The organism is Martinezella sp. CNPSo 3732 (genome assembly GCF_057784515.1).
Map to the genome: position 1 here is coordinate 791379 of NZ_JBXSOO010000001.1, position 16921 is coordinate 808299.

The following is a 16921-nucleotide window of genomic DNA, read 5'->3' on the forward strand; positions in this document are numbered from 1 at the left end:
AGTAAGGAACTCGGACGAAACGAAGTTGAAGGAGGGACATCAATGCCTATTCCACAAATATCTGACACGATTCATTTCAGTGACCCGGTTGCCGGCGACGGGAGCGCCGGCAACGGCGGCGATGGCATCAGCCATGGCAACATCGACTACAATCCGGTTGCGTATGTCGCCAATGTGCAATCGGTCGAAGGAGCATCCACCGATCTGCACAACGGTGATCATGTCGGGCAGACAGCGGATTGGACCGCCGGCAGCGGCGGACCTGGTGGCTTTACCCAGGCCCAAAACGGCTTCCTGGCGGCGGTCACGAATAGCGGCGCCGGCGGCGCCGGGGGAGATTCTCACTCCAACGGCAGCCAAGGAAGCGTGAGCGGCGGCGACACGGCGGCGTTAAGCGCCGATACGACGGCGACGCAATATACGCAGCTTCTGGCCGATCAGCATGCCACCATCCTCGCCGGCGTCGGCGGCAATGGCGGCAACGGTAACACAGCTCGCGGCGGCGACATCTCGGCAGCATTGGTTCACACGGACCCATCAACGACGACCGTGAACAATGCTCTCGATCATTTCACGAACGACTTCGGTCATATCGATCTCAGCCATCTTGGCTCATGACCTCAGGCCCTGAGGGTCGTCGGTTTCGGCTGGCGACCCCCATAGGTTGCGGAACCCGCCGGCAGCCTCGTCTTGTCAGTATCAAGTGGAGCGAGATCGGATAATGGCAACACTTTCTGTAAAGCCATCGCGCCCACAGACACAGCTCGTTGTTGCGCTCCGGGCTTGTGCCGGAGCCTTCGGGTTGGTTTTCCTTTACAGCTGCGGCTACAATCTCTTTCTTCTAGCGCCTTCCATCTATCTCCTGCAGATCTATGACAGGGTTCTGTCCAGCCGAAGCGTCGACACGCTCCTGATGCTGACGATCATCATCGCCATCGCCGTCGTGGTCGGCTCCATTCTGGATATCGTGCGCAGGGCTGCTCTTTCGCGCATCGGCAGCTGGCTGGATCACAGGTTGCGGCCCATGGTGCTCACCGCATCATTCGAATATGCCGCTCGCGTCGATGCCGGAGCCGCCACGGAGTGCTACAGGGACTTGGCCACCTTACGACAATTCCTCGATTCACCGGCGAGCTCCCTTTTCTTTGACGTTCCCTGGGCGCCGGTCTTCCTGCTCCTGCTCTTTCTTGTTCATCCGCTGCTTGGGGCGATCGGTCTTCTGAGCGCACTGGCGCTTCTGCTATTTGCATTCCTGACGGAACTGGCGACGCAAGAGCCGCTTGCCCGCGCCAATCTTGCCCTTTCGAGGAGCTATCTGCGATTTGCGAACGCTCTCAAGAACATCGAGGTGATCCGGGCAATGGGCATGCAGTATGGTGCAGCGCTGCTCGTCTATCGCGATGCGGAATTGGCAAGAAGAGCGCAGGACATCGCGATGCACCGTACGGAGATAATTCTTGGTTTCTCCAAATCGATCCGCACCCTCGCGCAGATCCTGATGATGGGATCGGCGACATGGCTGGTGCTTGCGAGTAACAGCAGTCCCGGCATCATTTTCGTTGCGAGCTTACTGCTCGGACGCGGCCTCGCACCGATCGAGGGTGCAATCGGTGCATGGCGCTCCCTAACGTTTGCGCGGAATGCCTTCAATCGCCTGAACAGAATGCTGATCACCATGGCATCGGAACACGATGCCCGAACGGTTCCGCAACCGGAACCCAGTGGCCTCATTCTCGATAACGTCGGCTATATTCAGCCATTCGCCAACCGGCAGATATTGACTGGTATCACATTGCGCCTGGCACCCGGCGATTGCATAGCGCTCATCGGCCCGTCTGGATCGGGAAAATCGACGCTGGGCCGCGTCATAGCGGGCGTTGTTCAGGCAACGAGCGGGTGCGCCCTTCTTGGTGGGGTCGATATCTCGGCTCTGCGCCTTTGCGGAGGGACCCACCACGTCGGATACCTGCCGCAGGACATCGAGCTTTTTGGCGGAGCAATCAAGGATGTGATAGGCAGGCTGGACGGAGGAGATCTCGCCAAAGCGATCGACGCCGCAAAGCTGGTTGGATTGCACGAGGCGATCATCCGGCTGCCAAAGGGCTACGAGACCGATATCGGCGAAGGTGGAAACCTGCTTCTTCGAGCTCAGCGCCAACAGCTAGGACTGGCACGGGCGGCCTATGGAAATCCGTCCCTCATCGTTCTCGACGATCCGAACTCGAGCCTTGATTACGACGGCGAACGCATGCTGTACAAAGCGATTGAGCGCATGAAATCCAGGGGGATGACCGTCGTCATCATAACTCACCGGATGGGTATCCTGCCGGTCACCAACAAGATTGCCATTATGCGTAACGGGACGATGGCCGCCTTCGGCGATAGCGAGCAGATTTACGAAACCCATCTTCAACCGCCATCTCGAACAGGAACGTAGGGAGGGAGATGGTCATGACCCTTGTTCGACTGGACGAAACGTTGGCGAGATTTTCAAATTCGTCAAGAGCGAGCCAACGGTTCGCTGAACGATCGATTGCGACGCCCAAGCAACTGGCAGCCTACTCGCCGGTGATCGGGTCGAAAAAGCGCGGCCCCGCCCCTCCTTCGCCGATACCAGGGCTTAGAGGCGTTATCTGGACAGGGAACCTGTTGGTCGGCGTCTTCATAGTCGGATTGGGAATCTGGTCGGTTCTGGCGCCGCTGAAAAGCGCAGCGGTCGCATCGGGCGTCATCGAACCGGAGTCCAGCCGCAAGACCATTCAGCACCTGGAAGGCGGCATCGTGCGGCGCATACTCGTCAAAAACGGCGACGCGGTCACGGCCGGACAAGTCTTGATAGAACTCGACGACACGAAGTCCCGCTCGGAGCGCGACAGTATTCAAGGGCAGCTTTGGGACGCCGAAGGAAGCCGTGCCCGCCTGCTTACCGAGCAGACGGGCACCGACCATATCGCCTTTCCGCAGGATCTCCGGGCGGCAATGGACAAAGATCCCTCGGTCGGCGCGATTCTGACCGGGCAGCGAAAAATTTTCGAAGCGCGTCGCCAGGTCATGCAGGCGGAAGCTGGCATCACCAATGAAAAGATCGCACAGGTGCGCCAGGAAATCATCGGACTTGGCGCCCAGAGGGCCGCATTGACCGACAGAGTGGCAATCTCGCAGCAGGAACTGGATCAGGTTACGGCCCTCAGCGCCAAGGGATTGGAACGAAAGAATACTGTTCTCAACCTCCAGCGGGAAAAAGCAGACCTCGCTGGCCAGCAAGGTCAGGTGGAGGCGCAAATTTCCCGCGCCTACCAAGTGATCAGCGAGGCACAGGCCGATCTTGCAAAGCTTGAAAGCGACCGGCTGAGCGAAATCGCGCAAGGCATGCGCGACACGGAAAGTCAGATCATGCAATTGCGCGAGCGCTTGTGGGCGATCGACGACCAGCTTTCACGGACCGATATCCGCGCTCCGGAAGACGGAACAATCATGAACCTGCGCATCCATACGGCCGGCGGCGTGATCGGCGCGGGCGAGCCGCTCGTCGATCTTGTGCCGCGCAGCGATCGCCTCATCGTGTCCGCCCACGTCAGACCGGAAGATATCAATCTCGTTCATGCGGGACTTGAGGCGCAGGTTCACCTCCTTCCATACAATCAGCGGCGCGTTCCATTGCTGAAGGGCCGGGTCGAGTATGTATCGGCGGACCGTCTCACCGACGCACAAAGCGGCCAGCCATACTTTGCCGCGACGATCCGAGTGACGGACGAACGGTTGGCGAAAATGAGCGATGTCGAACTGGTCCCGGGCATGCCCGCACAGGCACTGATCGAAACGGGCGAAAGCAGCGTGGCGTTCTATGCCATCAGACCACTTCTCGACAGTTTCCACAGAGCATTTCGTGAGGACTGAAGCGGTGATGGGCAAGAGAAAATTCGACGACGACCAGATTACCGGCATTCTGAAAGAGCACCAAGCGGGGGTGACGGTTGCTGATGTTTGCCACAAGCACGGCATCAGCGAGCCGACCTTCTACCGGTGGCAATCCCTACAGTTTGGAAGCGCTGGTCTCGCTGCCAAAAGAATGAGAGCACTGGAGGAAGAGAACCAGAAGCTCAAGAAGCTTTTGGCCGAAGCCATGCTGTCCGCCGCAACGCTGAGCGAGATGCTGGCTAAGACATCGAATGGTCGAAACTAACCTCTGATCACGGGGTGCGATCACCTTCGGGCCCTATATTTAGGGCACTCTGAAGCGGCGAAGGCGGGGGCATCGCCGATGCATTTAGAATCTAGGTCCTGTCGACAAAGTTCGATCAGGAGCTTGCCGCCCTTGCTGATCGAGATATGCTCGATCGATGACAACTTTGCCTTGCCCGGTTTATCTTTTTAGAAGCGCAGGTTTCGCTCCGTCGGGCGATACGGTCGTCAGCGTTGCGCCGCTGGATCGCGTTGTCGCGGTTTATGGGGCCGGAGGTGTCGTTGGTGAAGGCGGCCTGTCTTCAGCTTTTGGTGGAGCTGTGGTCTTCACGAACGATGCGTCCGGAGAGTGCTTTGCTGGTGTATGGGGAACCCGCAACGCCTCGCGCTTTCGAAGTGAGCTTCGAGCTCATATGCAAATCGCGGTTTGCAAGGAAGTCCCAAACGCTCGACTTTCCTTTTGGGGAGCAGAGAAAGAGCGCTCTAAACGAGCTGTGCGCAAATGACAGGGAGCCAAAGTCTGGCTGAGGCCAGAGCAAGGAAAGCCGGCGAATTCGTGAGAACAACGGTGCAAAGCAACAAATTTTACAGATTTTCTTAAATCGGTTTTTTTCAAGCCCATGTTCAGCTAACATAGCGTCAAGAACGGATGTAACTTCGATATGATTCAGCGACATCCCTCCGCCACCATTTTCAAAGCCCTGCAGAGGGCCACACTCGGTACCCTGTGCGCCATCGGCGGTTCTGTTGGTCTTTTCCTTATATTAAACTTATGGATGCCGGATCGACCATTTTTGGTCGGATTTGTCGGTGCAGCGCTTTTTTCCGCATTTATTGCCTTTCCGCTGCTTTTTGCCTTGCAGCTCCACAAAGGCGTCGTCCGCGAGATGCAAGAAAACGTCGCCCATGTGGCGCGCCACGACAGCGTTACGAACACGCTGAACGGCACCGCATTCGCCGCGGCCGTCGAGCACTTTATCGACCGGCGCAAGCATACCACCACCGATGCCGGCGGCATCGTCATCGCCGTCATCGTCGATACGCTTGACGATATCGGCCGCCGCTACGGACCGCAATGGGCCGACACTGTGATACAATCGCTTGCCTCTATCATCCAGTCCTCGGTTCGTCGCGACGATCTGGTGGCCCGGCTTGCGACCAACGAACTCGGCATCTTCCTGTCTGGCGCCACCATCGAGGATGCCCGCGACATCAGCACCCGCATCCGCACACGCCTCTCCGAGGCCACCTTCAGCGCCGACGGCGCGCCGCTTTCCGTCGTCATCCGCCTCGGCGGCATCTCCTTCGACGGCCCGGCCGACTTCAACCAACTCCGCCAGCTCGCTAACCAAATGGCCCTCGAACGCGACGACGAGAACGACGACATCCCGATAAGGGTGCTGCCGGCCGCATGAGCCCGGCGACCCACCGCCGCGGTTGAGATCAGACCTCTAGGAGGGATAGATGTCGATGTGCGGTCCCGGCAGCGGCCCTCTGGTATTTTCATGTCGGGGCACTTCGGCAAGTGGGGTTCTTCTTGCTGGCGCTGGACTTACGAATATGGCGCGACAATCCGGCCGTCGCTTCAACTACGAAACGGCAACCAATCGAAACGTCCTGGCGCGCTTGCCCCTTTCCCCGCTTCGCTCGCGGATTGGGCTGGTGCAAATGTCACAACCGGTTCCTCGTCGAACGAGGAACCGAAGTGCCCACAATTGACCGCCAGGCAGCGCAAGCAACCGCAAATCACATTGCGGACTTCGAATTGCCAGGGGACTTCGCTCACGAGGACGCGAGCGAATATCCTTCCTGAAGGTCGTCGACGACAGTCCCATTGATGGCGACCGAATATCCTCCGGCCGCATCCGCCTTCGAAACCGAGACCTCGTACCTGCCGTCTGGAAGTTCCAGGGTGGCCGAATAGCCGTTCCAGCCTGCCGGCAAGACAGGCTTTACGTGCAACCGTCCGTTCTCAGTACGGATGCCGAGGATGCCTTCGAGCGCCGTGCGGTAGAACCATCCGGCCGAGCCGGTATACCAGCTCCAGCCACCACGGCCCCTAAGGTCGCCTTCGCCATAAACGTCGCCGGCGATCACATAAGGCTCGACGCGATAGGTCTCCGCAGAGGATTTATCGAGCGCGTGGTTGATGGGGTTCAGCATTTCGACAGCGCGCCAGGCGTCTTCGCCTCGACCCATCCGGGCTAACGCAAGGGCCGTCCACATGGCGGCATGCGTATACTGGCCACCGTTTTCGCGCACGCCTGGCGGGTAGGCCTTGATCACGCCGGGATCATTGACCGGCTTCACGAAGGGCGGCGTCAGCAGGCGGATGAGCTTGCCCTCGTTGTCAACCAGTTTGTCGAGGACCGCGTTCATGGCCATAACGCTACGGTCGGCGTCACCCTCACCCGAGAGCACGCTCCAGGACTGCGCAATTGAGTCGATCTTGTCTTCCGCCGATTGGCTGGAGCCGAGAGGCGCGCCGTTGTCGTAATAGCCACGGCGATAATATTCGCCATCCCAACCGGCCGTTTCGATCGCGGCCTTGAGCTTTGCCAGATGATCCGACCAGCGGCTGACGCGTTGCTTGTCGCCGCGCTTTTCGGCATAGGCGATGAAGCGGCGCAAGGCGCCCGCAAGGAACCATGCAAGCCACACGCTCTCGCCGCGACCGGCGATGCCGACACGATCCATCTTGTCGCACCAGTCGCCGCTCATCATCAACGGCAGGCCGTTGACGCCCGTGCGCTTAATTGCGAGATCGAGGCCAAGGGCGGCGTGCTCGTAGAGCGAAGCGGTCTCGTCGGAAACACGCGGCTGCAGGAAGGCGTCGTACTGGCCGGGGCTGAGCTGTGCACCTTCGACGAAGGGCAGCATCTCGTCCATGATCGAACTATCGCCGGTCACCGTGCAATACTGGTCGACGGCATAGGCGAGCCAGACCGGATCGTCGGAGATGTTCGTACGAACGCCCGCGCCGCTGTCTGCCAACCACCAGTGCTGGAAGTCGCCTTCCGGGAACTGACGGCGGCCGGTATTGAGGATCTGCTTGCGTGCGATTTCAGGCGAATGCAGCAGAAAGGCCAGCGAATCCTGCAGCTGGTCGCGCAGGTTCCACGCGCCGCTCGACTGGTAGAAGGCGGTGCGAGCCATGATGCGGCAGCTATAGGTCTGATAAGGCAGCCAATTGTTGACCATGAAGTCGAGCCGTTGGTCCGGCGTCGAGACACGTGTCTTGCCGGTGAAGGTCTTCCAGAACCCACGCGTCTTCTCAAGAACGTCGCCAAAGCCGACGGAGCGTATCTCGGCGATGAGAGCGGCGGCTTCTTCCTGCGAGGCGGCGTCACCCATATAGAAGCAGATGTCGCGCACTTCGCCGGGCTCGATCGTCAGATCGAATGCCATGGCAGCCGCCGGATCACCATCGAGGTCGACGGCATTGGATAGCCGCGAGCCGGCCAAGACCGTGCGCGGCTGCTGGATCGTTCCGTGCCGGCCGATGAATTCGCGGCGGCTGGTGGAGACGCTCGACGGTGTTTCACTTGCCGCAAAAGCTGCGACACGCGTGCCGAAGTTTACGCTGAACGGATTTTTCGCAAAGACCGCTCCGCTCACGCTGTCGAAGCTCGATATGATGAAGGGCTTGCTCTTCGTCGGGTTGTTGCCGAGAATCCATTCAGCGTAGCCGTAAAGACGCAGCTTGCGTGCTTCACCCGCATCATTGCGGATGCGCAGCTGCGTCAGCTTAACGGGCTTTTCCATGTCGAGGGTCTGGGTGACCTCCAAGGAAATCTCGTCCTGAACCGTCGAAAAGATCGAATAGCCAAGCCCGTGACGGGCTTCGAAACGCGTGTCTGCGCGCTGCGCCAGCGAGGCGTACGGCACGATGACGGAGCCACGATCGAGATCCTTCAAATAGAAGGCCTCACCTGGCCGGTTGGTCACCATGTCGTTGGTCCAGGGCGTCAGCTGATGGTCGCGGGAGTTTTGGCTCCAGGTGAAGGCAGCACCTTCCGCCGAGACATGGAAGCCGAAGCTCTCGTTGGCTACGATATTGACCCACGGATGCGGCGTCTGTTCGCCGCCGGACAGGCGCACGACATATTCGCTGCCATCGGCCGCAAAGCCGCCATAGCCGTTCCAGAAGGCAAGATCGCTGCCATCGACCGGAGAGATCCCGGCAGTGTCGCGAACCATACGCGGCACCAGGGTGGAATCGCCCCACTGACCGAGCAGCGCAGGCGAACCGGCAACGGAACGAGCCTTCTGCACCTGATCGATGAGGCTGCCGTCGCGACCGCGCAGCACGACGCGCGAGGCGGCGATGATGGCGTCATAGGCCTCCGGTGTCGTCAGATCCTTGCGCAGGACGTAGATATTGCGCTGGATGCCGGCGACCTCGCTGGCGTGACGCGCCGCATCACAGAGCTGGTCGATGGTCCGCTGCATTTCGGCAGCCGCCTCACCGGTGCGCTCGTTGAAGATGACGAGATCGACCTCGACTCCGCGCGACTGCAAGAGGCCCTGCGCACGCAACAGTTCCTTGACAAGATCCGTGCCGAGCTCGTCGGTGATGCGCAAGGTCATCAGGGGTGCATCGCCCGACAAGGTAGCGCCCCAAAGAACGGACTGCGAATTCAGCCCCTTACGGACCGCCTCGTTGTCGGCGCGCAGAGCCATATCCGGATAAATGATGTAGCGGGCAAAGCGTTGGTAGGCGGCCGCCTCCTTCGAATTGACGCCGATCTGGCGCAGCTGGCTCTGCGTTCTCGTCCAGGCCTGAACGAGACCCTGGGCAAAGCTTTCCGGTTGGCGATAGTGCTCAACCGCCGCCTCGAGTTCGGCACGTTCGGCCGCGGCAATGGTCCAGAAGGTTACGCTGACCTTCTCTCCTGCCGGCACCCGAAGCGTCCGACGCAGCGACAAGCAGGTGTCCATCGTGAAGCCGCTGGAATTGGAAAGTTCCGCACCGGCGTCGAAGGCCGCAGCCTCCGTCAGCGTGCGACCCCGTCCAAGGAAGCGCATGCGATCCGTCTCATAGTGAGTCGGCAAATCTTCGCCCGACGTATCGACGATCAGATGGGCGATGGCGACGTCGGGATCCGTCACACCGCGTTTCTGGCGCTCGACAAAGATCGCATCGCCATTTTCGGCGATTTCGGTCTTGAGGAACATGCGGGCGAAGACCGGGTGACCGGTATCGACGGCATCGAGCGCTGCAACGGGCTCCATGTAGGAAGTGACTTCGATGACCCGGTCTTCCGCGCCGGTATTGCTGATCGTCAGACGGCGGCCTTCGGCATCGTAGTTGCTGGCAACGAAGACCTCCATTTCGCTCGTCAGCTCGCCGACGGTCTTGATGAACTCCGCCTTGTCGTCGCTGAAGCATACGCGAACATGCTCGTTGGCGATCGAACGCGGCTCTGCCGTCGCAGACCACCATTCGTTCGATGCCGTGTCGCGCATGAAGACGAACGATCCCCAGCGATCCTCGGTCGGATCGGCGCGCCAGCGATTGACGGAGAGGTTTTTCCAACGGCTGTAGCCGGAACCGGTCGCCGTCAGCATGGTCGAGTAACGGCCGTTCGACAACAGCAGCAACTCGCGTTCGCGCGATGCAGGGTCTTCGAGGCGACGCACTTCCGGACGCATCAAGTCGCCCTGGATGGTCGCGGGCGCATCGGTTTCGTGCTTCGAGGCCATAACGGGGATGTCACGCGGCGCCTTTTCCTGCAGCAGCAGTTCGGCAGCCTCGATTACAGGATCGGCATGGAACAGCTCTCGCAGCAGGCCATCAAAAGCCACGTTGGCAACAGCAGCAATCGACATGCCATGATGGTGCGCATAGTAGTTGTAAACCACTGCGCATTGCTTGCCCTCGGGCACGCGGCTTGCCGTGAAATCGACGGCATCATGGAAACCATACATGCCGAGCGCGCCGACTGCCCGCAACCGATCGAGGTTTTCGAGGGCGGCGACCGGATTGTATTGGCTGGCCAGCAGCGAGGCGTAAGGTGCGATGACGGCGTTCTGGCCGAGACCGCGTTTCAGACCGAGCGTCGGCACCCCGAAATTGCTGTACTGATAGTTCATCTGATGATCGCGGGCGTTGAAGGCCGCTTCCGAGATGCCCCATGGCGTGCCAAGCTTGCGCGCATAGTTCATCTGCTCGAGAACGATCAGATTGTTGGTCTGGTTGAGAATCCCGCCGCTGCGCTCCTGCATGACGAGGGGCGGCATCAGATATTCGAACATCGAGCCGGACCAGGAGACCAGCGCACCGCGCGTGCCGACGGGCACCACGTGGCGGCCGAGCTTGTACCAGTGCTCGGTCGGCAGATCACCCTTTGCTACGGAGAAGAGGCTCGTCAGACGCGCTTCCGAAGCGAGCAGATCGTAGCAAGCGGCATCCACTTCCTCCGTCTCGACGCGGAAGCCGATCGACAGCAGCCGGCGTTCCGGGCGATAGAGGAAGCTGAAATCCATGTCGAAGGCGATTTCGCGGGCGCGATTGCCGACCCGCGTCAGCCTTTCGCTGATGTCGGGCGCCTGCGAGGGATCGAAAGCCTTGTCGATTTGATGGAGTTCGCAGGTTTCGACCAACTTCTCCGCCCAATGGACGACCTCCTCGCTCCGCGTGGTCTTGACTTCCCTGTCGAGGCTTCCGGCAAGCTCGCGGATTTCCCGAGCCTGTCCTGCAAATCGTTCAATGAGACCCGAGGAGAACTCCTTCTCGCGCTTGCCGGTCGCGACTGCCGCTTCCAGCTCGGCAATCCGGCCGTCGAGCCGGTCATGGAGCGAGCGATTCGAGCGTGTATCGTCATCGAGTTCGGAAAGCACCTCGCGCAGAATTGCGGCGACATCGCCGATGCCATCGAGATCGGTATGGATATGGGCGAGCGGAGACTGAGCCCAGATACGGCACGCCGATGAAACGGCAATCAGATGGCCAGCAAAATTGCCGCTATCGACCGAGGAGACATATTTCCGGCCCAGCGGCTTCAACGTATCGGTATGATACCAGTTGAACAGGTGCCCACGATATTTTTCCAGCTTTTCGACAGTTTCGATCGTCTGTTCGATGCGCTTGACCGCGTCCTCGAACGAAATCCAGCCGAAACGACGCGCCGAGATGACCGACAAGAGATAGACGCCGATATTGGTCGGAGACGTACGCATGGCAACAACGGCATGCGGCGTCTGCTGAACGTTGTCGGGCGGCAGGAAGTGCTGATCGGGAACGACGAAGTGATCGAAATAGCGCCAGGTACGTCTCGCGATCTTGCGCAATTCGTTGCGGACGTGATCGGGGACGACGAGCCGATCTTCGGTTTCCGCCGTCTGGCTGACCAGCCAGGCGATGGCTGGCGACAGCACCCAGAGAAGCACGAAAGGAAGCCCGACCAGCCAGGCGATGTCGCCGGAAGAGGCTGCGAAGACCAGCGCCAGAATGGCCAGCAGCGGCGCGCGCCACATGACCTTGTAATGACCGAGGATCGTCGTTTGAGCCATGGCCTGCGCGCTTGCAGCGGTACGCCATTGCAGCATCAGCTTGCGGCTGACGAACATGCGGTAGAGCGAGCGGACGATCGCATCGGCCATGACGCAGGCGATGTCGGCGATGAAGATGATGCGCAGCGCCACCTGGGCGTTGGCATTCTCAATGTCTTTCCAGACGGTATGGAGATGCGCCTGCAGGATGATGTCGCTGGTTCGCGGGATGATGCCATTGATCAGCGACAATGTCGGGGCGACGAACAGGCTAAAGATCAGCAGGATCTGCCAGATGAGCGCCCCGAAAGGATCCATCCAGTACCAACCGAGCACGGAAGCGAAGAACCAGGCGATCGGCGTCAGTGAGCGGCGCAAATTGTCGAGCATCTTCCAGCAGCCCAGCGCGGTAATGCCACGGCGCTCGTCGAAAATGTAGGGAATAAGCTGCCAGTCGCCGCGAGCCCAGCGGTGCTGGCGCGAGACTTCGACTTCGTAGCGGATTGGGAAATCCTCGACCAGCTCACAGTCCGTCACCAGACCGCATCTAGCCATCGAGCCTTCGAGCAGGTCGTGGCTCAGAATAGAGTTCTCGCTGATACGGCCCTTCAATGAAGCTTCGAAGGCGTCGACGTGATAGAGGCCCTTGCCGGTGAAGGTACCCTCGCCGGTGATGTCCTGATAAACGTCGGAAACCGCGAAGACGTAAGGGTCGAGACCGCGATTGACCGAAAAGACGCGCTGGAAGGTCGACGCGTCCTTGCCCGTGGTTAGCGATGGCGTCACGCGCGGCTGCAGTACGCCATAACCATCGACGACGCGCTGCTTCTTGTCGTCGAAAACCGGGCGATTGATCGGATGATGCATCTTGCCGACGAGTTTGACGACGGTATCACGTACAACGCGTGTATCGCTGTCGAGCGTCATGACATATTTGACGTCTGCCGGCACAACATCGACACCTGCGATAAAGCTCGTGTCTGGGCTGCCGCGCAACAGCATGTTGAGCTCGTGCAGCTTGCCGCGCTTACGCTCCCAACCCATCCAGACGCCCTCGGCCGGGTTATACTGCCGGCGGCGATGCAGGAGATAGAAGCGCTGCTTGCCTTCTTCCGAGTAGCGTGATTCCAGTTCGGCGATCTTGCTGCGCGCATAATCGAGCACTTCGAGATCGCGGGCGGTCTGTTCTTCCTCGGCATCGGGCCAGTCGGTCAAAAGTGCGTAATAGATCTCGCCGCGGGCATTGGCAAGGTAATGCACCTCAAGATTGCGGACGAGCTCATCGACATGCTCGCGCCTGCCGATCAGGGAGGGAATGGTGACGAGCGTGCGGGCGTCTGCAGGCAATCCCTTCTTGAACTCATAGCCGACGAGACGATCCGGCGTGATGAAGAAGGTGGCAAAGAAATTGAAGAGACCGGTGGCACCTTCGGAGGCTGGGAGCGCGAACATCAGCAGCAGAACGATGGTCGCAAAAAGCGGCATGCCGGCATCGACGAACACCCACTCGACCAGGACCAGCGCCAGCAATGTCAGGAGAAGTACGGGAACGGCGATCGATAGCCAGTTCAGCTTGCGGACCATCCGCATGAACCGCAGGCCGAGCGTCGGCCGGAAACCGATCTCCGCCTCGAGTGCCGGGCGCCCGTTTCCGACGAAATAGTAGCCGATATTGCTCGCTGATCCGTCCCTGCTCTCATTTTTTGCACGGTCGGTCAGCCTCACGGCGGCCTCGGCGATATCCATTTCCGTCTTGTCCGAGCGCTTTGCAAGCTTTTCGATCTGACGGCGGTAGCTGTTGCGAGATCCGGCATCGAGCTCGGCATAGTCCGTCTGCTGCCAGAGCAGCTTGTCGATGGTGCTGACCTCTTCGACCCATTCGGACCAGTCGGTGTCGTTGATCTCACGCAGACTCTTGATGATGCTGCCCATGAGCGCATTGGCTGCGCCAAGACGGGTCTGCTCGGCCGACATGACAGCTTCGGCATCCGTTCCCTTAGCGGAAAGCTTGCCTTCGAGCCAATTCAAGGCAGCTTCGGTTGGCTCGAGCGCATTGCGAAGACGATAGTGCAGCTGCGTGACGAAGGTCGTGTCGTCGAGATTGGCAGCGAGCGTTTCCAGATGTTGCGCTGCGCCGGCGTCACCGAGCGAAATTACCTCGGTAGCCGCTGCATTGGCTGCCGCGCGCATTTCGCGGCTCTTATCGATCTGTGATGCCACCCGGCGAAGATTGTCGATCAACACGTAGCGCACCAGCGAAGGGAGCGCCCAGAGTTCGCCGATCCGCAGTGTTTCGCGATCCTGGAATCCTTCCGTTACAGCGGTCATTCCGGCATTGCTTATATTGCTGTGCGCATGCGCCATGTAAAGCCAGGCGAGCGCAAGGGTGCGCGGCACCTCCACGCCGTCGAGCTTGATCTTGCGCAGTTCACGATAGAACTTCTTCGGAAAGTCGCGGCGTACTTCCTGAATTGCTTCTTCGACGATGTAGTGATTGTCGAGCAGCCATTCGGCAGCTGGCGTAATGCTCTCACCGGCGTCCACATCCGCGGCAGCAGCGCGATAGACCCTGAGTATCTCGTTCTCGTTCTCTTTGTGCCGGAGATAAAAATCGAAGTCTTTAAACCCGACCAGATCGAGCGTGCGACTCTCAGCAAACTTCGCAGCATTCGCCCTCAACTGTTCGTTCGATAGAAGAGCGGCGCGGATTCCGAATTCGCGATCCGAATGAGCCACCTGGGGAGTTGAAGCAGAATCGTTTGCAATATTTTTTGACGACATGTGTCTTTCGCTTTTGTCGGGTCGTTTCTCGAATGCGAGTTTCTAAAAACGAGAACCGGGAGCCTGAGATCTTCGTTGCAGCGCCCCACTTGACAGCAACCGGGGCAATCGTTGTCGCCTAACTAGCGGCAACACCCTGAACGCACGATTAATCATTTGACGCGTTTGACACCCTGCATGGCTGTTCGGGTTCTCTTCTTCAAGGAGCTGCCTCTCCTCACTGGGCATATTGTTCAGCGTCAGGGACTCTCCTGAGGGTCTCCATCGACACCCATGATGACCGAATGCTCTGTCGAATTGCCAGACCTTTTTTGCCTCGGTAGGCAGTTACAGGCTAATCCCTCCCGTAAAGCCCATCAGTATTGGAGCAAAAGAATCTTCTTCATCTTACCCTTGAATTAATTGATACGCGATCTAGCGCCCTATTTTATACCGCAAGTTCACGAGCAAATTGAATTTCTTGATAGAAGAACCCTGATATCCGTGACTGGCCCACCCTTTCATATGTGATTGAAAATATTGAGCGGTTCAAGGGAAAGCTGGACGCCAGCGCTGATCTCGTGACCCATCAGGCGCTTATGCAAGGAATGGAAACGTGGCAGGTGATGGATGGCGACAAGGTCCTGACCATCCGCCCGGAGGGCCGTTTCAAGGCTGACAACGGGCTGCTCTCGTCGTCGCCGCTTCGGCAGGATTGGGTATCGCTGTGCTCCCCGATGGCCTCACCCAGGATTACCTCGATTCCGGCGCTCTGGTGACAGTCATGAAAAATCATCCGCCGCCGCCGGCCGGGATCTTCGTCGTTCGCCCGCCAGGGCAGCATTCCTCAAGAAAAGTGCGCGTGCTGACCGAAATGCTGATCGAATGCTTCGACAGCAGCAGCCGAGAAAACAAAAATTGTGACTGACGATATCAAGTGGCTCACGGAGACCGTTCCGGACCAGCCTGGAGCAGCAACTACGTGATCAGATGCTTCGAATAAAACACCGGGAGCCGGTCGGTAGCCTGATTCACGTATTCCGGCTTGTAATACATGTCGTAGTGGCCGGCGCTTTCGACTTGGAAAAAGCCCCGCTCACGGGTCGGTGCAGGAGCGAACAGTATGGAATTACGAAATCGCCCTTTGTTTTTTCGCAATTCCAGACGAAAACCGCTTCGCACTTTTCCGGGAAACTCTAACGGCTCGCCGACTGACCGTCTGTGCCTATGAAAGGATTGCGCTTCAGTGCAGCAAGCACAGCCCATGCCGTCGCTCCGACATGGGGAAGGCGGAAGTAATTGAAGTCAACGGACGCGGAGTCGGGTCCGACCTTCAGGCCGGTCGATAGCTCAGCGTTGACCGTGGCATAGAGCAGCCCGTCGGGGGCAATTTGCCTGGAAATCGTTTCGAACAAAGGTTCGGCCTCTTGCGCCCTGCCGCTCAGACGAAACACGAGGGCGGCTTGGGCAGTGCCCTCCAGCCAGATGCCGTCTCGGTCGTTGTTGAAGTCGAAACCGCCATCAACGCCATGATTGCGTTTCGTCCATTCCAGGACGCGCGCGCGCCTAAATGCGTAGGACGGCACGGCGATGAGCGGCCACAATTCGGCATCGAGACCCGACATCTTCATATTCGGCGCATCGCTGTCGGGCAGACTTCCGACGAAAAAGCGGCCGTCCTCGAAATCCCACATGACCTCCAGAAACGCGCGCGCTTTCTCGGCGTGATGCGTCCAGTCGCCCATGGGATCGAGCCCGGCAAGCCAGCGATCCGCCGCGTAGACGTCGAGATTATGTTCCGTGGATTTCCAGCCGATGCGTTCTGGTGAGGGCTCCTCACCAAAGAAGCCACCGAAATAGCCAGGCGTCTGCGGATCTGCAGTGCTGCGATGGATCCAGTTCATGATCGTTCGAGCAGCGTCCAGATAGGGCATTCGGCCGGTCTGCTCGTAAGCGGTCAGTAGCGCCAGCGCACCCCAGGCCGTGCTGCCCGTCGCGCTGCCGACCTGGTAGTCGTCTTCAATCCAGGACTTGCTGATCGGGCTCCAATAGCCCGGAAGCAGCATGCTGCCGTTACCCTCAACCGGGCCGGCACGATAGGCGTTTCGCAGCCGTCCGTCGTGATAAAATCGATCCGCCTTCAGAGCGAGCACCAGGGCATCGGCGACGCGACCTGCTTCAGATTTTCGGCCGCAGGCATATAGCGCCATCACCGCCAGTGCGTTGTCGTAGGTAAAGCCGGCATTTTCAAGCACGGGATGGAGCGGCGAAGCATTGTCCGCGGGCTCGTAGCTGCGGAAGACGAAAGGTTGCGCCGGCTCGCCGCTCATATGCGCAACGAGGCCGGCGCAAAGCTTGGCGGCGAGCTGAACGTGTCGTTCCTCGCCGCCCCATGCCGCGTGCATCAAATATATGACGACGGCGCCGGTCAGAAAGGCCCTGATAGAGCTTCGCATATGTCACCCCGCGTCTGTCGAATGGTCCT

The 16921-nt window shown here is 59.3% G+C and carries 7 protein-coding genes and 1 pseudogene; 6 read left to right on the top strand and 2 right to left on the bottom strand.

Annotated elements, in window-relative coordinates:
- Window positions 1–42: 42 nt before the first annotated feature.
- From AC13RM_RS03630 to AC13RM_RS03650, 5 genes are all read left to right on the top strand, one after another.
- Window positions 43–618 carry a PE-PGRS family protein gene (locus tag AC13RM_RS03630; RefSeq protein ID WP_488554571.1) on the top strand — a complete coding sequence of 192 codons (576 nt, stop codon included), beginning with the start codon at window positions 43–45 and terminating at the stop codon, window positions 616–618.
- A 103-nt stretch (window positions 619–721) separates the two neighbouring features.
- The gene (locus tag AC13RM_RS03635) at window positions 722–2437 is read left to right on the top strand and encodes a type I secretion system permease/ATPase (RefSeq protein ID WP_374817937.1); all 1716 of its coding nucleotides are present in this window, start codon (window positions 722–724) and stop codon (window positions 2435–2437) included.
- Between the two features lie 14 nt (window positions 2438–2451).
- Window positions 2452–3897 (top strand): HlyD family type I secretion periplasmic adaptor subunit, encoded by a 1446-nt coding sequence (locus tag AC13RM_RS03640; RefSeq protein WP_374817939.1) that lies wholly within the window; start codon window positions 2452–2454, stop codon window positions 3895–3897.
- Window positions 3898–3904: 7 nt separating this feature from the next.
- The gene (locus tag AC13RM_RS03645; protein WP_285171169.1) at window positions 3905–4183 is read left to right on the top strand and encodes a transposase; all 279 of its coding nucleotides are present in this window, start codon (window positions 3905–3907) and stop codon (window positions 4181–4183) included.
- Window positions 4184–5069: 886 nt separating this feature from the next.
- Window positions 5070–5597, top strand: coding sequence for a GGDEF domain-containing protein (locus AC13RM_RS03650; protein ID WP_374817941.1), 528 nt, complete (start codon window positions 5070–5072; stop codon window positions 5595–5597).
- Window positions 5598–5964: 367 nt separating this feature from the next.
- On the opposite strand, the gene AC13RM_RS03655 is transcribed toward AC13RM_RS03650, so the two are convergent.
- On the bottom strand, window positions 5965–14457 hold the full coding sequence (locus AC13RM_RS03655) for a glycoside hydrolase family 94 protein (RefSeq protein WP_488554572.1): 8493 nt from the start codon (window positions 14455–14457) through the stop codon (window positions 5965–5967).
- Between the two features lie 557 nt (window positions 14458–15014).
- Here AC13RM_RS03655 and AC13RM_RS03660 point away from each other — a divergent pair.
- Window positions 15015–15364, top strand: a pseudogene (locus AC13RM_RS03660) (LysR substrate-binding domain-containing protein); the annotation flags it as partial.
- Between the two features lie 268 nt (window positions 15365–15632).
- On the opposite strand, the gene AC13RM_RS03665 reads toward AC13RM_RS03660, so the two are convergent.
- Window positions 15633–16892, bottom strand: a complete 1260-nt coding sequence (locus tag AC13RM_RS03665) for a hypothetical protein (protein WP_488554573.1) — start codon at window positions 16890–16892, stop codon at window positions 15633–15635.
- Window positions 16893–16921 lie beyond the last annotated feature (29 nt).